The 19,630-nt window shown below is 71.5% G+C and carries 18 protein-coding genes; 13 read left to right on the top strand and 5 right to left on the bottom strand.

Annotation, left to right across the window (positions count from 1 at the left end; all coding sequences use genetic code 11):
* The first annotated feature begins 148 nt into the window (after positions 1-148).
* Positions 149-259, top strand: a complete 111-nt coding sequence (locus tag CLV30_RS27980; RefSeq protein ID WP_425323599.1) for a hypothetical protein — start codon at positions 149-151, stop codon at positions 257-259.
* 32 nt (positions 260-291) lie between these two features.
* Here CLV30_RS27980 and CLV30_RS24475 read toward each other — a convergent pair whose 3' ends face one another.
* Positions 292-1,206 (bottom strand): P-loop nucleotide/nucleoside kinase family protein, encoded by a 915-nt coding sequence (locus CLV30_RS24475; RefSeq protein WP_129711080.1) that lies wholly within the window; start codon positions 1,204-1,206, stop codon positions 292-294.
* A 388-nt stretch (positions 1,207-1,594) separates the two neighbouring features.
* Here CLV30_RS24475 and CLV30_RS27985 point away from each other — a divergent pair, with 388 nt between their 5' ends.
* Positions 1,595-1,939 carry a PIN domain-containing protein gene (locus CLV30_RS27985; RefSeq protein ID WP_420842011.1) on the top strand — a complete coding sequence of 115 codons (345 nt, stop codon included), beginning with the start codon at positions 1,595-1,597 and terminating at the stop codon, positions 1,937-1,939.
* Here the strand turns inward: CLV30_RS27985 and CLV30_RS24490 are convergent.
* On the bottom strand, positions 1,843-3,615 hold the full coding sequence (locus CLV30_RS24490; protein ID WP_106539877.1) for a peptidoglycan DD-metalloendopeptidase family protein: 1,773 nt from the start codon (positions 3,613-3,615) through the stop codon (positions 1,843-1,845). The genes CLV30_RS27985 and CLV30_RS24490 overlap by 97 nt on opposite strands.
* Before the next feature lie 219 nt (positions 3,616-3,834).
* On the opposite strand from CLV30_RS24490, the gene CLV30_RS24495 reads away from it, so the two are divergent.
* The 5 genes from CLV30_RS24495 to CLV30_RS24515 all read left to right on the top strand — a co-directional run bounded on the left by CLV30_RS24495 (position 3,835) and on the right by CLV30_RS24515 (position 8,340).
* Positions 3,835-4,536 carry an MSMEG_4193 family putative phosphomutase gene (locus tag CLV30_RS24495; RefSeq protein ID WP_106539878.1) on the top strand — a complete coding sequence of 234 codons (702 nt, stop codon included), beginning with the start codon at positions 3,835-3,837 and terminating at the stop codon, positions 4,534-4,536.
* A 9-nt stretch (positions 4,537-4,545) separates the two neighbouring features.
* On the top strand, positions 4,546-5,106 hold the full coding sequence (locus CLV30_RS24500) for a DUF3090 domain-containing protein (RefSeq protein WP_106539879.1): 561 nt from the start codon (positions 4,546-4,548) through the stop codon (positions 5,104-5,106).
* Between the two features lie 4 nt (positions 5,107-5,110).
* Positions 5,111-5,908 (top strand): SCO1664 family protein, encoded by a 798-nt coding sequence (locus CLV30_RS24505; protein WP_106539880.1) that lies wholly within the window; start codon positions 5,111-5,113, stop codon positions 5,906-5,908.
* A gap of 18 nt (positions 5,909-5,926) precedes the next feature.
* Positions 5,927-7,153 carry a cysteine--1-D-myo-inosityl 2-amino-2-deoxy-alpha-D-glucopyranoside ligase gene (gene mshC, locus CLV30_RS24510; RefSeq protein WP_106539881.1) on the top strand — a complete coding sequence of 409 codons (1,227 nt, stop codon included), beginning with the start codon at positions 5,927-5,929 and terminating at the stop codon, positions 7,151-7,153.
* A gap of 224 nt (positions 7,154-7,377) precedes the next feature.
* A complete protein-coding gene (locus tag CLV30_RS24515; protein WP_106539882.1) occupies positions 7,378-8,340 on the top strand; it encodes a type IV toxin-antitoxin system AbiEi family antitoxin domain-containing protein in 963 nt (320 codons plus the stop codon).
* A gap of 59 nt (positions 8,341-8,399) precedes the next feature.
* On the opposite strand, the gene CLV30_RS24520 is transcribed toward CLV30_RS24515, so the two are convergent.
* From CLV30_RS24520 to CLV30_RS24530, 3 genes are all read right to left on the bottom strand, one after another.
* Positions 8,400-9,242 (bottom strand): PAC2 family protein, encoded by an 843-nt coding sequence (locus CLV30_RS24520; protein ID WP_106539883.1) that lies wholly within the window; start codon positions 9,240-9,242, stop codon positions 8,400-8,402.
* Between the two features lie 164 nt (positions 9,243-9,406).
* Positions 9,407-9,706, bottom strand: coding sequence for a HesB/IscA family protein (locus CLV30_RS24525; RefSeq protein ID WP_106539884.1), 300 nt, complete (start codon positions 9,704-9,706; stop codon positions 9,407-9,409).
* A 269-nt stretch (positions 9,707-9,975) separates the two neighbouring features.
* On the bottom strand, positions 9,976-12,942 hold the full coding sequence (locus CLV30_RS24530; RefSeq protein ID WP_106539885.1) for an FAD-binding and (Fe-S)-binding domain-containing protein: 2,967 nt from the start codon (positions 12,940-12,942) through the stop codon (positions 9,976-9,978).
* 63 nt (positions 12,943-13,005) lie between these two features.
* Between CLV30_RS24530 and CLV30_RS24535 the strand changes: the two genes are divergently transcribed.
* The 6 genes from CLV30_RS24535 (at position 13,006) to CLV30_RS24560 (ending at position 19,583) form a co-directional block, all read left to right on the top strand.
* Positions 13,006-13,698, top strand: a complete 693-nt coding sequence (locus CLV30_RS24535; RefSeq protein WP_106539886.1) for an HAD family hydrolase — start codon at positions 13,006-13,008, stop codon at positions 13,696-13,698.
* Positions 13,699-13,866: 168 nt separating this feature from the next.
* Positions 13,867-15,540: an ABC transporter substrate-binding protein gene (locus CLV30_RS24540; protein ID WP_106539887.1), complete on the top strand. Its 1,674-nt coding sequence runs from the start codon at positions 13,867-13,869 to the stop codon at positions 15,538-15,540.
* Positions 15,541-15,554: 14 nt separating this feature from the next.
* Complete coding sequence (locus tag CLV30_RS24545) at positions 15,555-16,559, top strand: ABC transporter permease (RefSeq protein ID WP_106539888.1); 1,005 nt, start codon at positions 15,555-15,557, stop codon at positions 16,557-16,559.
* Positions 16,556-17,470, top strand: a complete 915-nt coding sequence (locus CLV30_RS24550; protein WP_106539889.1) for an ABC transporter permease — start codon at positions 16,556-16,558, stop codon at positions 17,468-17,470. The genes CLV30_RS24545 and CLV30_RS24550 overlap by 4 nt, the downstream gene beginning before the upstream one ends.
* Positions 17,471-17,472: 2 nt before the next feature.
* The gene (locus CLV30_RS24555) at positions 17,473-18,477 is read left to right on the top strand and encodes an ABC transporter ATP-binding protein (RefSeq protein ID WP_420842015.1); all 1,005 of its coding nucleotides are present in this window, start codon (positions 17,473-17,475) and stop codon (positions 18,475-18,477) included.
* Between the two features lie 59 nt (positions 18,478-18,536).
* Positions 18,537-19,583 carry an ABC transporter ATP-binding protein gene (locus tag CLV30_RS24560; RefSeq protein WP_106539913.1) on the top strand — a complete coding sequence of 349 codons (1,047 nt, stop codon included), beginning with the start codon at positions 18,537-18,539 and terminating at the stop codon, positions 19,581-19,583.
* Positions 19,584-19,630: the final 47 nt, after the last annotated feature.

The raw sequence follows: 19,630 nt of genomic DNA on the forward strand, positions 1-19,630 counted from the left end.
GCGACCAGCTCGACCATGGCCTCCGGCGGGGTCCACGAGGTGCGTCCGTCGTGCATCGGCATCGCCGTGGTCATGTCGGTGCGCACGTGCCCCGGCGCCACGTCGAAGGCTAGGACCGTTGAGTCGCGAGCCGATCCGGCCCGGCGCGGTGTGGTTCGTGGACTTCGACCGGGTGCGTGGACGTGAACGAGGCAAGGAGCAGCCCGCCCTAGTGGTGTCTTCGACGTTCCACCTGGACTCACCGATGGTCAGCTTGTGAGTGTGAGAGTGGCCCCGTTTCGCGTCGCGTCGTCAACCCGTCGAGATCCTGCCCACCACCTCGGCCACGCACGTGTCCAGCGACAGGGCCGTGTCGATCTGAATCGAGCCGGGCCATGACGGAAAGCTGGCCAGCCGGGACGTAACATCCGACCAATCTGCGGCGTCGGCCCAGCCAGGGATGCCGCGCTGTCGTCGTTCAACGCGCTCCCGATGGAGCGCCGGGTCCGAGCAGACACAAACGATCGGTACGAAGGTTGCTCCGGCGGCTGTCGCAAGACTCTGCAACCGTGCCCTGGTGTCGACATCCTCAGTGGTCGCGTCGACGATTGCCGAACGCCCGACGAACAACTCACGGTAGGCCAACGTCGTCAGCAACTCCGCACCGACGCTCAGCAAGTCGAGTCGATGCCTCATGCCGAACGGGCTCAATGCTCCCAGTAGCCAGTCGAGCGCGAACACAGGATTATCCAGGGTTGACCCTACTCGCTGGGCGACGGCGCTCTTCCCGCTCCCGGGAACTCCTCCGAACACGACCAAGGTTGCGCTAGTGGCGTCGGCCGAGCCTTCGAAGTCCTTGGCGGTGAACTCAGCGGGTAAGGCCGCGGTCAGATGCTCAGGCACCCACGGCTGGGCGTAGGCCAGGACAACTCTGTGCGGTTCCTCAGCCTCGACGGTCACCCGCGCCACCCAGCGATCGCCGTCCCGGGTACAGAATCGCGCTACGGCCGAATCTCCCTCCACGTCGACCCCGTTCACAACAATCGGAGCGAATGTCGCCGCCCGTTCCCGCATCACCGCAACAAATCGCGACGGCGCAACTGCTGCCGCGAACTCCGGCGCCAGGACGGTCGTGGCGTCAGTCTCGTCACCCCAGCGACCAGCAAGGCCGTCAAGAAGCCAGCACAACCGGTCCATCGCCGGGCTCGATACGAACAGCTGGTCCATGAGCCTGATCGTCCCCCACAACACTCCGTAGCGGCCAGCTCATGGGAAGGTAGCAGTAGTAACTACCTTCGGGGTATGGACGTGATCCCGCAGAAGGAACTCCGCAACCTGTCGGCGAGGTCCTCCGGCGTGTCGAGGCCGGCGAGACCCTCACCGTCACTGTGGCCGGTCGCGCCGTCGCCGAACTGGCGCCGACCCAGCGACGCCGCTGGGTGGCGGGTCGTGAGCTTGCTGAGATTTGGGATGGACGACGCCGCGGGGCCTTGAGAAAGATCTGTCCCAGCTGGATGCCGGCGTGATCGAACCGTTTGCGACATGAGGGCAGTCCTGCACATCTGTGCTTGTCGGTGAGGTTGCACCCTCCGGTGTCGAAGCGGCGATCAGTGTCGTGTCGCTGACCGAGTTGCACTTCGGTGTTCTCGTTGCCCCGGATGAGGACGAGCGGGCGCGGCGTACCGATCGGTTGGCCGCGGTGGAGGCGGCCTTCGACCCTTTACCTGTCACCGCGGAGGTTTCGCGGGCTTGGGGCCGGCTGGCGGCAGCGGTCACTCGCCCGGGAGGAAATCTCCGACGCCGACAGATCGATCTTGCCATCGCCGCGACCGCGGAGGTCGAGCAGTGCCGTGACCGGCAGACTCAGCTTGGCGACGGCGCGTCGGAGATCCACGGCGCGGGGTCGGTGTGCCGGCCGTCCAGGCGCACCTCGAAGTGCAGATGCGGGCCGGTGGAGTAGCCGGTCGAGCCGACCTCGCCGATGACCTGGCCCTTCCGCACCCGCTGCCCGACGGTGACGCCCAGCGAGCTCTGGTGGGCGTACATGGTCGTCAGGCGCTGGCCGCGCCACGTCCCGTGGTCCACGATGACCATGTAGCCGTAGGCGTCGTTCCAGGTCGCCTCGACGACGGTGCCGGAGTCGGCGGCGTGGATGGCGCCGTCGCCACGGCCGAAGTCCAGCCCGGTGTGGACCTTCACGTAGCCGAGTATCGGGTGCAGGCGCGGGCCGTACTGTGAGGTGGGCGCGCCGGTGCCGGGAAGCACGAACGAGCCGGTGCCGTATCCGGGGCCGTAGTCGAGCGAGGCGAGGCGTTCGCCGATGGCGGTGGACTCGTCCAGCAGCCGCATGTATCGGCGGTAATCCTGCAGGCGAGCGTCCTCCGCGGCCTGCAGCGCGGACGTCACCAGCGCCGACTTCTCGTCGACCGTCTCGTGGGCGGTCCGCGCCTGCTGCGCGGCCTGCTCCTTCGCCTCGCGGGCTTCGGCCGCCTCGTCGGCGCGGCGTTTCCGGCGGTCGCGCTGGCCCTCGAGCCGCGACAGCGCGTCACGTAGCTCGGCCTCGTGCACGGCCATCTCGCCCAGGGTGGAGTCGCCGGAGCGCATCAGTGTGCGCATGCCGACGTAGCGATCGGTCAGCTGGGCCGGTGTCTCGGCGGACAGCACGACCCCGAGCGTCGCCATGCCGGTGCCCTTGTAGGCCTCACGCGCGACCGCACCGAGCTCCTGGCGGGTCCGCTCGGTCCGTGCGCGCAGCTCGGCGATCTCGCGTTCGGTGCGGGCGACCTCCTGCTCGGCGATCGTCAACTCCCGCCGGGCCTTCTTGGCGCTCGCACGCGCCGCATCGGCCGCGGCCCGCGCCTCGGCGTACGAGCGCTGGGCACTGTCGAGCTCACCGGCGACCCGGGCGAGCAGGCGCTGCGCCTCGGCGACGGCGACGGTCTGGGCGCCGTCGAGCGCGGCCTGGTAGGCCTCGTCGGGGTCGTCGGGCAGCTCGTCCGGGATCTGCATGTCCCCGTCCGGCGGAGTGGTGGGCTGCGGCGGGGGCTCGTCCGTGGGGCCGGTGCCGGGGTCGCCCGTCGGTGGCTGTGTCGGCGTCGGGTCCCCGGTCGGTTCGCTCGGTGGCTCGCTGGGTTCGCTGGGCGGTTCGCTGGGTTCGCTGGGCGGTTCACTGGGCTCGCTGGGCGGTTCGCTCGTGGGATCGTCGGTCGGCTCCTCCGGAGGCGGGACCGTCGGGTCCTCGGTCGGGTCCTCGGTCGGGTCTTCGGGCGGCGGTTCCGGAGGCGGCGGCGTCGGTGTCGGGTCGGGCGTCGGTGTCGGGTCGGGCGTCGGGTCCTCGGTCGGTGTCGGGTCCTCGGTCGGTTCGCTCGGCGGCTCGCTGGTCGGCTCCTCCGGTGGTGGAGTCGTCGGGTCCGTCGTGGGCTGTTCCGTGGGCTGCCCGGTCGGCTCGTCCGTCGGTTCGCCGGTTGGCTCGTCCGTGGGCTCGCGGGTGGCCGTGGGCGTCGCGTCCGGGTCGGACGTGGGCGCCGGCGTGCTGGGAGGCGATCCGGTGTCGGCATGGGCGGGGAGGCCGGCGATACCACCGGCGATGCTCAACGAGGCGACGACAGCCGTCAGCCTCCGTCGGACGAACCGCATCGGCGTTCGTGTCTCCTTCCGTGCCGTGCGCGGTGCGCCGGAACGACCGAGCGTGCCGACGACCCGGCGTCCTGGACGTCAGGTGCTTACGACATGACTAGCGCATTTTCTCGGCCGTTGCGACCGGTGACGAGAATCACGGCGTGTCGCGGTGCCGGATCCCACGGATGCGCCCGTCCGGGCGTGGGTGCGGGCCGGCGATTCTCGTAGGGTGCGGGCATGCCTACCGTCGTGCTCGTGCGTCACGGCCGGACCGCGGCCAACGCCTCCGGGACCCTGGCCGGACGTACCCCGGGCGTGGGCGTCGACGAGGCGGGACTGTCCGATGTGCACGACCTCGCCGGCCGGCTGCGCGGCATCCGGCCCGCGGCCGTCGTCAGCAGTCCGCTCGAACGCTGTGTCCAGACCGCCCGGGTGCTGACGGGGGACGATGCGGCGATCAGCACCGACGAGCGGCTCACCGAGTGCGACTACGGCTCGTGGACCGGCCGGGCGCTGTCCGAGCTGCGGCGGCAGAAGCTGTGGCGGGTGGTCCAGGAGCACCCGTCCGGGGCGGTCTTCCCGGACGGTGAGGCCATGCGCGACGTCCAGGACCGCGCCGTCGCGGCGGTGCGCGAGCACGACGCCCGCGTCGCCGAGAGCGCGGGCCCGTCGGCGGTGTGGTTCGCCGTGTCGCACGGCGACGTGATCAAGTCGGTGGTCGCAGACGCCCTGGGTATGCACCTCGACCACTTCCAGCGCATCGTCGTCGATCCGTGTTCGCTGACGGCCATCACCTACACCGACCGCAGGCCGTTCGTCGTACGCGTGAACGACGTCGGTGGTGACCTCGGGTTCCTGCGCGCGGCCGGGCGGCGACGCCGCCGCGGGGCGAGCGCGGACGGGGCCGTCGGGGGTGGGCGCGGCAGCCGCGCGAGATAGGGTCGACCCGTGGCCGCGCAGGTATATCGATTCGACGCGCCCGATCGTTTCATCGCCGGAACGGTCGGGCGCCCAGGCGAGCGCTCCTTCTTTCTGCAGGTGCGCGACTCCACCCGCCTCATCAGCGTGCTGCTCGAGAAAGAGCAGGTCTCCGTGCTGGCCGAACGGCTCGACACGATGCTGGACGAGGTTCTGCGCCGCTCCGAGGGTGGCGTCGACGTGCCTGCCGAGTCGCCGGAGGAGGTGGACGACCTCGACCCGCTCGAGCAGCCGATCGTCGAGGAGTTCCGCGTCGGGGCGATGACACTGTCCTGGGACGGCGACGACGAGCGTGTCGTCGTGGCCGCCTACGCCGCCGGTGAGGAGGAGACCGAGCCGCCGGACGACCCCGAGGACTCCGACCGCGACGTCGTCGTGGTCCGGCTGACCGGCGAGGACGCCCGCGCGTTCGTGAAGCGCGCGCAGGCGCTGGTCGCCGCTGGACGCCCGCCCTGTCCGCTGTGCAGCCTGCCGCTCGACGCCGACGGCCACATCTGCCCGCGGCAGAACGGCTACCGCCGGCGGAGCTGAACACGTGGACGTCCTGAGCCTGCTGCGTGACGGCGAGCTGAGCGTCGAGGGCAGGCTCGTCGTCGCGTCGAACCTGACCCTGCTCGGCCGGGTGACGCACGGTGAGCACTCGGCGCGATGCGTCTACAAGCCGGTGGACGGCGAACGTCCGTTGTGGGATTTCCCGGACGGGAGCCTGGCCGCGCGCGAGGTCGCCGCCTACGAGCTGTCCGAGGCGGCCGGGTGGCACGTCGTCCCGCCGACCGTCCTGCGCGAGGACGGCCCGTTCGGTCCGGGGATGTGCCAGCTCTGGATCGACCAGCCCGAGGACGAGCGCCGATGGGTCGACGTGGTGTCGCCGGACGCGGTGGCCCGCGGCTGGCTCCCGGTGCTCGAGGCCGTCGACGGTGACGGCGAGCCGGTGGTGCTCGTGCACGCCGACGACCCCGCACTGCGCCGTATGGCGGTGTTCGACGCCGTCGTGAACAACGCCGACCGCAAGGGCGGGCACGTGCTGGCCGGGCTGCCGGGCGCCGACCGCACGGCTCCCGTCGTCGGTGTCGACCACGGTGTCTGCTTCCACGTGGAGCCGAAGTTGCGCACCGTGCTGTGGGGGTGGGCCGGCACCGAGCTCACCCCCGCCGACGTCGCCGAGCTCACGGCTCTGCGCTCGGCCCTGGACGGTGATCTCGACCACACCGTGCGAGCCCTGCTGAGCACCGACGAGGTGACGGCCACGGCGGAACGGGTGGACAGACTGCTCGGCGACGGCCGGCTGCCTGATCCCACCGGGCGGATGCCGGTTCCGTGGCCGGTGTTCTGAGCGCCTAGGCTCTGCGGCATGCATGCTTGGTCTGCTCCCGAACCGCCAGAACTCCCCGGCCGCGGGCTGCCCGTACGGGTGTACGACACGGCGAGCGCGCAGTCACGGCAGGCGGCCACCGGACCGGCGGCGACGATGTACGTGTGCGGCATCACCCCGTACGACGCGACCCACCTCGGCCACGCCGCCACCTACGTCGCGTTCGACGTGCTGCACAGGGCCTGGCGCGACGCCGGCGTCGACGTCACGTACGTGCAGAACGTCACCGACATCGACGACCCGCTGCTCGACCGGGCGCGAGAGACCGGGCAGGACTGGCGCGAACTGGCCGACCAGCAGACCGAGCTGTTCACCGCGGACATGGCCTGGCTGCGGGTGCTGCCGCCGCAGCGGTTCGTCGGCGCGGTCGACTCGATCCCGCTGATCACCGAGCTGATCGAGCGGATGCGTTCGGCGGGTGCCGTGTACGAGGTCGACGGAGACCTGTACTTCTCGGTCCGGGCCGACCCGCGGTTCGGCGAGGTCGCCCGGCTCGACGACGCCACCATGCGCGAGCTGTTCGCCGAGCGGGGCGGTGACCCCGCCCGCGCGGGCAAGAAGGACGAGCTGGACTGCCTGGTGTGGCAGCGGGCGCGGCCGGGGGAGCCGTCCTGGGACAGCCCGTTCGGGGCCGGCCGGCCGGGCTGGCACGTCGAGTGCACCGCGATCGCGCTGCAGTATCTCGGTGTGCCGTTCGATGTCCAGGGCGGCGGCAACGACCTGGCGTTCCCGCACCACGAGATGTCCGCCTCGCACGGTCACCTCTCCAGCGGCACCTGGCCGTTCGCGCACGCGTACGTGCACGCCGGCATGATGGCGCTCGACGGGCAGAAGATGTCCAAGTCGCAGGGCAACCTGGTGTTCGCCTCCGAACTGCGGCACGGCGGGCAGGATCCGGCAGCGGTGCGGCTGGGGCTGCTGTCCGGGCATTACCGCGCCGACCGCGAATGGAACGACGACGTCCTGGCGCGGGCCACGCGCCGGCTCGAGCAATGGCGGACGGCGGCAGCGGCGCCGTCGGGCCCCGACGTGCTGCCGCTGCTGTCGCAGGTCCGGCAGAGCCTTGCCGACGACCTCGACACGCCCGCAGCGCTCGCTGCCGTCGACGGCTGGGCGGAGCAGACGCTGCGCGACGGTGGCGGCGACGAGTCGGCCCCCGAGCTGTTTCGCACCATGGCCGACGCCCTGCTCGGCATCTCCCTGTGACGGGGATGAATGATCACGTTCCGCATGGAATTCCATGCGTCACCACCCTTGCAGGCCTGGTGACGCGTACGAACGCCTAGTGATGCGGGCGAGGGCCACCGCATCGATGCCGTGACGGCCCCCGCGGCACCGGTATCCACAAGGCGCCGTGGCAGCCGTACGTTGTCCACAGAACGGCGGCGGTGCCTGGCGCATGGTCGACCGCGGGGCGAACGTTGCGCTCCATGGACAACGCGCTGGCGGCCCTGGCGGCCCAACAGGCAGGCATCATTCTGCGCACACAGGCGCTCGACGCCGGGTACTCCGACGGCGAGATCGCCCGGTGCGTCGCTCGCGGAGTCTGGGTTCGGGTGCGCCGCGGCGCCTACGCCGAGCGGCGCACCTGGGAGGCCCTCGACGAGGTCGGGCGACATCGGGCGCGCGCCCACGCCGTCGTGCGCCAGCTGGCGGTACCGGCGGTGCCGAGCCACGTCACGGCCGCCGTCCTGCTCAGGCTGCCGGTCTGGGACGCCGACCTGTCGGCGGTGCACGTCACCCGTGCCGACCTGCACACCCCACGCATCGAGGGCGGCGTGCACCATCACGCCGGTGCGATCGAGCAGAGCGAGCTGACGGGCAGCGACGACGGCCTCGTCGTCACCGCGGACGCGCGCACCGCCGTGGACGTCGCGCGCACGCTCCCGTTCGAATCGGCGGTCGTCACGACCGACGCCGCCCTGGCGCGCGGGAACGTGCCCGCGGACGGGTTGCTGGTCGTGCTCGACCGGATGCGCGACTGGCGTGGTGCCCGGGCAGCGGGCCGCGTGGTGGAGTTCGCCGACGGGCGGTCCGAGAGCGTCGGGGAATCGCGGCATCGCGTGCAGTTGGAGCGCATCGGCCTTCCGCGGCCGGAACTGCAGGTGACCGTCGAGGACCGGTCGGGCGAGACGGACCGGGTGGACTTCTATTTCGAGCGGTTCGCGACGGTGGGTGAGTTCGACGGCCGGGAGAAGTACCAGCGGCTGCTACGCCCCGGTGAGACGCCCGGCGACGCCATGTGGCGGGAGAAACGCCGCGAGGACCGGCTGCGCGAGAGGGGCCTGCAGGTCGTGCGGCCGGTGTGGGCCGATCTCTGTCGCGACGACGTCGTCGCGGCGCGTTACCGGCAGGCGTTCGCCCGTGCTCGAGGGCGCCGCGCCGTACGTTGACCGGTCGTACCCGGGGCTCGACGGGCGGGCGTCCGGCGCTGTGGCCTGACGGGGACCAGTCAGCGGTCGCGGCGGCGGAGGTAGCGCTGGAACTCGCGGGCGATGTGCTCGCCGGATGCCTCCGGGAGGTCGACGGTGTCGCGGGCCTCCTCGAGCCGCCGGACGTACTCGGCGACGTCGGAGTCCTCTTCGGCGAGCTCGTTCACGCCGTGCTGCCACGCCTCGGCCTGCTCGCTGAGCTCGTCCAGCGTGATCGGCAGCTGCAGGAAGTCCTCGAGGTGTTGCAGCAGCACCAGCGTCGCCTTCGGGCACGGGGACTGGGCGACGTAGTGCGGCACCGCGGCCCACAGCGACACGGCGTCATAGCCGGCGGCCGTGGCCGCGTCCTGGAACACGCCGACGATTCCGGTGGGGCCCTCGTAACGGGACGGGTCGAGGCCGAGCTTCGTGGGGTGCTCCGGGTCGCTCGCGGCGATGGTCACCGGGACCGGGCGGGTGTGCGGGACGTCGGCCAGTAGCGCGCCCAGCGTGATGATCTGGGTGATCCCCAGGTGGTCGGCGGCCGTGAGCAGCTCTCGGCAGAACGTGCCCCACCGCATGTTCGGCTCGATGCCGCGCAGCAGGACCACGTCGCGGCCGGCGTCGATCTCGCGGGCCACGGACAGCCGGGTGGTGGGCCAGTGAATGGAACGTACGCCCGCGTCGTCGATGCTGACCTGCGGACGGTTGACCTGGAAGTCGTAGTACTCGTCCGGGTCGAGCTCGCCCACCGGGGTGGCGTTCCACTCACGTTCGAGATGGTCGACACCAGCGGTGGCCGACTCGCCCGCGTCGTTCCACCCCTCGAAGGCGGCGATGAGTACGGGATCGCGCAGCTGCGGCGCACTGTCGAGCTCCATCACTCTCTCGTCTCCCTGGCTGGCGATCGTTCGTGTCCGTCAGACCTCATCGTCCGTGTGTCCACCCTACGGCCGGTCGCGGTGCGACGGCCGTAGGCGTACGGCATGGACGGGCGACGGGCACGTTGCGGATCGCCGGCCAGGGGACGGAGGTGATGAGCCGGGCGTCACTGCGCCTCGCCGGACTCCTCCGACTGCTCGGCGAGGGCGAACTGCACCGAGCCGTCGGCGTCGACGGCGGCGTCCAGGGCCTTGTCGTCGAGCATCACGGCGGCGTCGGAGTCGAGGAACAGCCGCACGCCGGAGTCGTCGACAACCTGGTCGCCCTCTTCGGGCTCGGGGGACAGGTTGAGGTTCAGCGCGCCCTCGTCGGTGGCGGCGATCCGCAGGCCGGTGCCGGCAGGCATGTCCTGCTGTCCGGTGATGTTGCGGATCACGTTCGCGGCGTTCTCGGTGAGCGTGAGCATGGTGATGGACCTCTCGGTGGTTTTTCGATGTCAGGGATCGGATCGCCCGGGATTCTCGGGGGCGCCGATGGAACGAACTACTGATCCGACACGGACCATGACGTTCATGAGATGCGACGGGGCCGTGCGTTGCTCGTTTCCGTGGCCCGATGGGAACCGGGCGGGCGGAACGTGGCACGTGCCCTTCGGCAGATGGTATTCCTCTCCCGGCGGCTGGGCCGGTCGACAGCCGTTCGCAACACCCACGCTTCCCGCTGTGCTTCGATACGTCAAGCCGGACCCGCGATCGCGTCCGGCGTGTCGCTGAGCGTGTCGCGGGGCTCGTCGCCGAGACCGTCGGCGACGACCTCGGCCAGATGGACCGCGCGACGGTCGCTGCCCTGCTGGATCTGGGTTCGGCAGCTGAAACCGTCGGCGATGATCAGGGTGTCGAGGCCGGCCGCACGGACCGCCGGCAGCAGTGCCTGTTCGCCCAGCGCGTGTGAGATCGCGTAGTGACCGCGTTCGAATCCGAAGTTGCCCGCGACGCCACAGCAGCTGGACGGCACCCGCTGCGCGTCCACGCCGGCGGCGGCCAGCAGCGTGTTCTCGGCGTCGACGCCGAGCGTGGCGTGCTGGTGGCAGTGGACCTGGGTCAGTGCACGCCGCTCCCGTCGCGGCGGCGACCAGTGCGGCGCGTGCGCGGCGAGGAACCCGGCGAGGGTGGACGCGCGGTCGGCGACGAGGCCGGCTCGCGGGTCGTCGGGCAGCAGGTCCGGCAGCTCGCCGCGCAGCGTGGACAGGCAGCTGGGCTCCAGGCCGACGATCGGGACACCGGCCGACAGCGCCGGCTCGAGGACCCGCAGCGTGCGCCGCAGCACTCGCCTGGCCACGCCGAGCTGGCCGGTGGACACCCAGGTCAGACCGCAGCACACGGAGCGCGACGGCAGTCGCGGGTCGAACCCGGCGGCACGCAGGACGGCGACGGCGGCGCGGCCGACGCCGGGGCTGAAGTGGTTTGTGAAGGTGTCCGGCCACAGCAGCACCTGAGGGCCGGACGCCCGCCCGCCCCGGCGGCGGAACCACCGGGTGAACGGCTCCGGCGCGGGCCGCGGGAGCTCGCGCTCCGGCGCGATGCCGCCGGCACGCTTCACCGTGCGCGAAACCGCAGGGACGTCGAGGGCGGCGCCGACCGAGCCGGGAGCGGCGGCGCCGAGCCGCAGCCACAGCGGCAGCCAGCCCATCGAGTAGTGCGCCGCCGGGCGTGGCCGCCGCGCGTAGTGATGGTGCAGGAACTCCGCCTTGTACGTGGCCATGTCGACGTCGACGGGGCAGTCGCTGAGACACCCCTTGCAGGACAGGCACAGGTCGAGGGCGTCACGGACCTCGGTGGAGCGCCAGCCGCCGGTGACGACCTCACCGGCGAGCATCTCGTGCAGCAGGTGGGCGCGGCCGCGGGTCGAGTGCTTCTCCTCGCCGGTGACCTGGAAGCTCGGGCACATGACGGCGCCGGCCGCGGTGCCGTCCGCGTCGGCGCGGTTGCGGCACTTGCCGACGCCGACGCAGCGCCGTACGGCCTGGGCGAAGTCGCCGTCGTCGTGCCGATAGCCGAACGCGGTGGACGGCGGCTCCGGCTGGACGGCCGCGAAGCGCAGGTCGTCGTCGAGGCGACGCGGGGTGACGACGACGCCCGGGTTCAGCCGGCTGTCCGGGTCCCATGCCGCCTTGAAGCGCTCGAACAGCTCGATCGTGTGCGCGGAGTACATGCGCGGCAGCAGCTCGGAGCGGACCTGGCCGTCGCCGTGTTCGCCGGACAGCGACCCACCGTGGCGGGCGACGAGGTCGGCGGCGTCCTGGACGAACCTCCGGTACGCGGCGACCCCGGCGGGGGTGACCAGGTCGAAGTCGATGCGGACGTGAACGCAGCCCTCGCCGAAGTGCCCGTAGGAGATGCCGTGCAGGCCGTGCGCGGACAGCAGGGCGCGGAACTCCCGGAGATAGGAGCCCAGCCGCTCGGGTGGCACGGCGGCGTCCTCCCAGCCCGGCCAGGCCTCGGTCCCGTCGGCCAGCCGGGTGGCGGTGCCGGCGCCCTCCTCGCGCAGCCGCCACAGCGCCCGCCGCTGCGCCGCGTCGGTGACGACGGCGTGCGGCACCGATTCGCACTCGGCGGCCACCTGCGCGGCACGATCGGCGGCCGCGGCGGTGTCGTCCGCGCCGAACTCGACGAACAGCCAGGCGCCGCCGGCCGGCAGGGATCCATGCGCCCGGTCGAGCTGAGCGCGGCCGCCCGGGCTCAGCTCGACCAGGCGCGCGTCCATGCCCTCGACGGTGAGCGGGCCGTGGCCGAGGATGTCCGGGACGGCCTCGGCGGCGGCGCTGTCGTCGGGGAAACCGAGGACGAGCAGGGCGCGCGCCGGTGGCGTCGGCACCAGGCGCACCGTCGCGCCGACGACGACGGCGCAGCTGCCCTCGGTGCCGACGAGGGCACGCGCCAGGTGGTGGCCCTTCTCCGGAAGCAGCCAGTCGAGGGCGTAGCCGGAGACCTGCCGGGAGAACCCGCCGAGCTCGCGCCGGATCGTCGCCAGCTCGGTGGTGACCAGCTCGCGCAGCGCCGCGTGCACCCGGCCCTCCGCACCGGGCGTTCCGGCACGACGGTCGAGCTCGCGGCGGCTGTTCGCGGCGACCGTCATCCGGGTGCCGTCGGCCAGCACGACGTCGAGGTCCTCGACGTTGTCGGCGGTGGTGCCCCAGGCGACGGAGTGCGAGCCGCAGGAGTTGTTGCCGATCATCCCGCCGAGGGTGCAGCGGCTGTGCGTGGAGGGGTCCGGTCCGAACGTCAGCCCGTGCGGCGCGGCCGCCGACCGGAGGTCGTCCAGCACGACCCCGGGCTGGACCCGAGCCGTCCGGCGGTCCGGGTCGACGTCCACGATGCGGTCGACGGATGTGAGGTCGAGCACAATCCCCGAGCCGATGGCGTTGCCCGCGAGGCTGGTGCCGCCGCCGCGCGGCACGACGGTGAGCCCGGTTTCGGCGGCCGCCGCGACCGTCGCGGCGGCGTCGTCCGGCGAGCGTGCCACCACGACCGCCGCCGGCGAGTGACGGTGGTTCGAGGCGTCCATGGTGTAAAGAGCCCTGGTCGCAGCGTCGTCGTGCACCACTGCCGTGCTCGTCGAACGCAGCCGGGCCGACAGCTCGGCGACCCGCGCCACGGGCCGCTCGGACGGTGGACTCTCCACGGGCGCCTCCTTCGTGTCCATGCGTATCAGAGTCGGTCCGGTCGCCGGTGGACGATCGCGGTCGGCCCGCCCGCGCGTGCGACGATGGTGTCCGTGACTGCTCATCTGCCCGCCGCCGTCCTGTGGGACATGGACGGCACCATGGTCGACACCGAGCCGTTGTGGATCGGCGCCGAGAAGGCGCTGGTCGAGCAGCACGGCGGCGCATGGACCGACGAGGACAGCCTGGCCCTGGTCGGCAGCGATCTGCTGGCCGCGGGGGCCTACATCCGCGACCGCGGCGGACTGCCGCTGACGCCGGAGCAGGTGGTCCAGCACCTGCTGGGCGAGGTGCTGCGGGGTGTGCGCGAGGGCGCCGTCGGCTGGCAGCCGGGCGTGCGCGAGCTGCTGGCCGAGCTGAACGGGCTCGGGGTGCCCTGTGCGCTGGTGACGATGTCCTACCGGGTGCTGGCCGAGGCGGTGGTCGCGCAGCTGCCGGAGGCGACGTTCGCCGCGGTGGTCACCGGCGACGAGGTGACGCACGGCAAGCCGCATCCGGCGCCGTACCTGTCGGCGGCCGCGGCGCTGGGCGTCGACCCGTCGGACTGCGTCGTCATCGAGGATTCGCCGCCCGGCTCGGAGTCCGGGGTGGCCGCCGGGGCGAAGGTGGTGTCGGTGCCGAACGCCGTGGCTGCCAACCCGGTGCCGGGCATGGTCGTCATCGACTCGCTGGACGGCGTTGCCGCGCGTGACCTGCTCACCCTGTTCGACGAGCCGCGCCTCGACCCGGTCCACTGACCCGCCGCGCCGGTCGCTCTCACTGCTTGTTCGTATAGCGGACGAAACCGTTGTGGAATCGCGACGAGTTTCTGACGCCCCGGTGACTCCGGGGGAGCGCCGGAGGAAGTACTGTCACAGGCCAAACCGGACGGATGACCGCCGGCAGTCGAGCTTGTGAGGTGTGAGATGCGTGGCACGAGCCTGAATCGCAGGCTTGTCGCCGGGGCGACCGCGGGTGGCCTGGCCCTGGCGCTGACGGCCTGCGGGGGAGACGACGGCGGTGGCGGTGACACCTCCGGGGACGGCGGGACGCTGGTCTTCGGAGCCTCGGCCGACCCGGTGATTCTGGACGGCGCACTGATCAGCGACGGCGAGTCCGCCCGTCCGATCCTGCAGATCTACGAGGGCCTCGTCGGCACCGCCGAGGGCAGCACCGAGATCGTCCCGGCGCTCGCCACGTCCTGGGAGGCCAGCGAGGACGGTCTGAAGTGGACGTTCGAGCTGCGCGAGAACGTCACCTTCCACGACGGTGAGCCGTTCAATGCCGAGGCCGTGTGCTTCAACTTCGAGCGGTGGTACAACTTCACCGGCATCATGCAGAGCCCGTCGGTGACGTACTACTGGCAGGCGGTCATGGGCGGGTTCAAGAACAACGAGGACCCGTCCCTGGGCGAGAGCATGTACGCCGGATGCGAGCCCACCGACGAGTACACCGCGACCATCTCGCTGACCCGCCCGTCGTCGACGTTCATCTCCGCGCTCGCGATGCCGGCCTTCTACATGGCCAGCCCCGCCGCGCTGCAGAAGTACAACGCGGACCAGGTCAGCGGCACCGGGCAGGCGCCGACGTTCGAGGGCTCGTTCGGCTACGAGCACCCCGTCGGCACCGGCCCGTTCATGCTGGCCGACCCGTCGGACTGGGAGCGCGGCAGCCAGCTGACACTGACCCGCTACGACGACTACTGGGGCGAGCCCGCCAAGCTCGAGCAGCTGATCTTCAGCGTGATCCCGGACGGACCTGCCCGCCGGCAGGCGCTCGAGGCCGGCGACATCGACGGCTACGACCTGGTGGCCCCGGCCGACATCGGCGCGCTCGAGTCCGCAGGGTTCCAGATCCTGCGCCGGCCCGCGTTCAACGTCGGGTACCTGGGTTTCCAGCAGGACACCCCGCCGCTGGACAACCTGAAGATCCGCAAGGCCATCGCGCACGCCATCGACCGCGAGAACCTCGTGCAGACCAACTATCCCGAGGGGTCGCAGGTCGCGAACCAGTTCATGCCACCGGAGCTGTTCGGCTACTCCGAGAACGTCCCCACCTACGAGTACGACCCGCAGAAGGCCGAGCAGCTGATCGCCGAGTCCGGCGTCACCGACCTGACCATCGACTTCTGGTACCCGACGGACGTGTCGCGGCCGTACATGCCGAACGCCGAGGCGAACTGGGAGATGATCCGCAGCGACCTCGAGGAGGTCGGCTTCACCATCAACCCGAAGAGCGCGCCGTGGGACCCGGACTACCTGAACGCCTACCAGAGCGGGAACACGCCGATGTACCTCATCGGCTGGACCGGCGACTTCGGCGACCCGGACAACTTCCTCGGGACGTTCTTCAAGTCGCCGTCGCCGGAGTTCAGCTTCAAGAACCAGGAGATCCACGACCTGCTCGCCCGGGCCGAGGCCGAGACCGACCACGACAAGCGCGTCGACCTCTACCAGCAGGCGAACAACCTCATCATGGAGTTCGTGCCAGGGGTGCCGTACGTGCACACGGAGCCGGCCGTCGCTCTGCGTGAAGGCGTGTCCGGGTACGTTCCGGACCCGCTGAACAACGAGAGCTTCGCCACCGTCTCCATCGAGTAAGGCAGAGCGCGCCTGTGCTGAAGTTCGTCGTCCGCCGGCTGTTGATGCTGGTGCCGATCCTGATCGGCCTGTCGGCGCTGCTGTTCGCGTGGTTGCGCGCTCTTCCGGGCGGGCCCGCCGTGGCCCTGCTCGGAGAGCGCGCGACCCCGGAGTCGATCGCCCGCGTCGAGGAGCTGTACGGGCTCAACGAGCCCTGGTACGTGCAGTACGGCAGGTACCTGAGCAACGCCGTCCAGTTCGACTTCGGCAACAGCACCCGGACGAACCGCCCGGTCACCGAGGAGATGGCGCGGACGTTCCCCGCGACGTTCGAGCTCGCCCTCGCCGCGCTGATCCTCGCGATCGGCATCGGCATCCCGCTCGGGTACCTGGCGGCCCGGCACTACGGCCGCTGGCTGGACAACATGTCCGTCACCGGATCGCTGCTCGGCGTGGCCATCCCGGTGTTCTTCCTGGCCTACATCCTCAAGTACGTCTTCGCCGTTCGGCTGGGCTGGTTCCCCACCCAGGGCCGGCAGGACCCGCGCATGGACGCCGAGCATCCCACCGGCATGTACGTGCTGGACGGGCTGCTCACCGGGAACCTCGACGCGAGCTGGGACGCGCTGATGCACCTGGTGCTGCCCGCGCTCGCCCTCGGGTCCATCCCGCTGGCGATCATCGTGCGCATCACCCGGGCCAGCGTTCTGGACGTGGTGCACGAGGACTACGTGCGCACGGCCGAGGCGAAGGGGCTGTGGGAGCGGACCATCACCCGGCGGCACGTGCTGCGCAACGCGCTGCTGCCCGTGGTGACGGTCGTGGGCCTGCAGGCCGGGCTGTTGTTCTCGGGGGCGATCCTGACCGAGACCGTCTTCGCCTTCGACGGGGTGGGGCGGTTCGTCGCCGAGGCGATCTCCAACCGCGACTATGCCGTCCTCCAAGGGTTCATCCTGGTCATCGCCGTCCTGTACGTCGTGATCAACCTGCTCGTGGACGTGTCGTACGGGTTGATCGACCCGAGAGTGAGGGTGCGATGAGCCTCTCGCAAGTCGAAGCCGCGACCGAGTCCGACCAGGTCGAACAGCCGGTCGGCAACCTGCGGCAGGCCGCCTGGCGCCGGTTGCGGCGCGACCCGGTCGCGATCACCGGGTTCGTGCTGATCGCCATGTTCATCGTGGTGGCGGTGCTGGCGCCGTTGATCGCGCCGTACGACCCGCGGGACACGCCGGGTGCGGGAACGATCACCCCGACGAACATCCCGGGCCCTTCGGCCGAGCACTGGTTCGGGCTGGACGAGCAGGGCCGCGACGAGCTCAGCCGGGTGATCTACGGAGCGCGGCAGTCGCTGCTCGTCGGCGTGGTGGCGATGCTGCTGGGCATGGCCGGCGGCATGGTGCTCGGCGTGCTGGCCGGCGCGTTCGGCCGGTGGGTCGACTCGGTGGTCATGCGGATCGTGGACATCATGCTGTCCATCCCGGGCCTGCTGATGGCGATCGCCATCGCGGCGGTGCTCGGGCGCAGCCTCACCTCGGTCATGATCGCCATCGCGGCGGTGAACGTGCCGATCTTCGCCCGGCTGCTGCGCGGGCAGATGATGTCCCAGCGCGAGAGCGACTACGTGCTGGCGGCGCGCTCGCTCGGCGTGCGGCGACGATCGATCGTGCTCAGCCACGTGCTGCCGAACTCGATGTCGCCGGTCATCGTGCAGGCCACGCTCACGCTGGCCACCGCGATCATCGAGGCGGCCGCGCTGTCGTTCCTCGGCCTCGGCGGGGCGGACCCGGCCGTGCCCGAGTGGGGGCGGATGCTCGCCAGCACACAGCGCTACCTGGCCAGCGCTCCGCACCTGGCACTGTTCCCCGGCCTGGCCATCATGGTCGCCGCGCTCGGGTTCACCCTGATCGGCGAGCGGCTGCGCGAGGCACTCGACCCCAAGTATCGGCGGTGACCGTGACGAACGACCCGACGCGACCGTTGCTCGCAGTGCGTGACCTCGGGGTGAGCTTCACCCGCAAGGGCGCGCCGGACGTGCGCGCCGTCGACGGTGTGTCCTTCGACGTGAGTCCCGGACAGACCGTCGGCCTGGTCGGCGAGTCCGGCAGTGGCAAGAGCGTGACCTCGCTGGCGGTCATGGGACTGCTGCCCCGGCGCAACGTGCGCGTCGACGGCCGGGTGATCTTCGACGACGACGATCTGCTGACGCTGCCGCGTGAGCGGATGCGCGACATCCGCGGCCGCGACATGGCGATGGTCTTCCAGGACCCGATGACGTCGCTGAACCCGGTGGTGCCCATCGGTGTCCAGGTCACCGAGGTGATCGAGCGGCACCAGCAGCTCAGCGGCGACGCCGCGGACAAGGCGGCGGCCGAGCTGCTCGACCGTGTCGGCATCCCCGACCCGACGCGGCGGCTGCGCGAGTACCCGCACCAGCTCTCCGGCGGGATGCGCCAGCGCGCGCTGATCGCGATGGCGCTGGCCTGCCGGCCGCGGCTGCTCATCGCCGACGAGCCGACCACCGCGCTCGACGTCACGATCCAGGCGCAGATCCTGGAGCTGCTGAAGGAGCTGGTCCACGACTCCGGGGCGGCGCTGATCATGATCACCCACGACCTCGGTGTGGTCGCGGGGCTGTGCGACACCGTGCACGTGATGTACTCCGGGCGGGTCGTGGAGGGCGCGCAGCGCCGTGAGCTGTTCGCCCGGCCGCGCCACCCGTACACCGGCGGGCTGCTCGCCTCGGTGCCGCGCCTGGACGCCGCGCGCGGAACGCCGCTGCATCCCATCCCGGGGTCACCGACCGACGTGCTCGCGTGGCCGTCGGGCTGCGCGTTCGCGCCGCGCTGTCACCATCGGGTGGACGCCTGCACGGACGGCCCGCCACCGCTCGAGAACATCGGAGGCCGGTCGCTGCGCTGCGTCAATCCGCTGCCCACGACCGAGGAGGTGCCGGCATGACCGCGCAGCCCTCGGCGGCCGGCGCGGACCCGGTGCCCACCGGGCGCGACCAGCGGGAGATCGATCCGGACGACGTGCTGCTGTCGGTCCGTGGCCTGCAGGTGCACTTCCCGATCCGCCGCGGGATTCTCGTCGAGCGGCAGGTCGGTGCCGTCAAGGCCGTGGACGGGGTGGACCTCGCCGTCCCCCGCGGGTCCACCGTCGGCCTCGTGGGTGAGTCCGGTTGCGGCAAGACCACGTTCGGGCGGGCGGTGCTGCGGCTGGTGGAGCCGACCGGCGGCACCGTCACCTTCGACGGGACGGACCTGCGAGAGCTGGACGCCGAGCAGATGCGCCGGCAGCGCCGGCAGATGCAGATGGTCTTCCAGGACCCGATGGCCAGTCTCGACCCGCGGCAGAGCGTCGAGTCGGTGCTGACCGAGCCGTTGCGCGCGCACGACATCGGCGGTGATCACCGCGCCCGCGTGCGCGAGCTGCTCGACGTCGTCGGGCTGCCGGCGTCGGCCGCCTCACGGTATCCGCACGAGTTCTCCGGCGGGCAGCGCCAGCGGGTCGGCATCGCCCGGGCCATCGCGCTGGAGCCGCAGCTGATCGTCGCGGACGAGCCGGTGTCGGCGCTCGACGTGTCGATCCAGGCGCAGGTGGTCAACCTCCTCGAGCAGCTGCAGGACCGACTCGGCCTGACCTACCTCGTCATCGCGCACGACCTCGCCGTCGTGCGGCACATCGCCGACGTCGTCGCCGTCATGTACCTCGGCGGCCTGGTGGAACAGGCGCCGTCCGACGAGCTGTACGCGACGCCGCTGCATCCCTACACGCGGGCCCTGATGTCGGCGGTGCCGATCCCGGACCCGGACGTCGAGGAGAGCCGGGAGCGCATCCTGCTGACCGGCGACCTGCCGTCCCCGGCGGCGCCGCCGTCGGGCTGCCGGTTCCACACGCGCTGCCCGTTCCGGCAGGAGACGCGCTGCGACGACGAGCGTCCGGCGCTGCGGGAGATCCGGCCGGGACACACCGTGGCGTGCCACTGGGCCGAGGACATCGAGGCCGGGCGGATCGCGCCACGGGAATCCGCCGTGGTCGAACCCGACGTGTCCACTGCCTGACCACCGCACGACGGGAGCGCGGAGGGATGCCGGCCAGGGTCCGGTCG

It is taken from the genome of Haloactinopolyspora alba (genome assembly GCF_003014555.1).
GTDB classification, from domain to species: domain Bacteria; phylum Actinomycetota; class Actinomycetes; order Jiangellales; family Jiangellaceae; genus Haloactinopolyspora; species Haloactinopolyspora alba.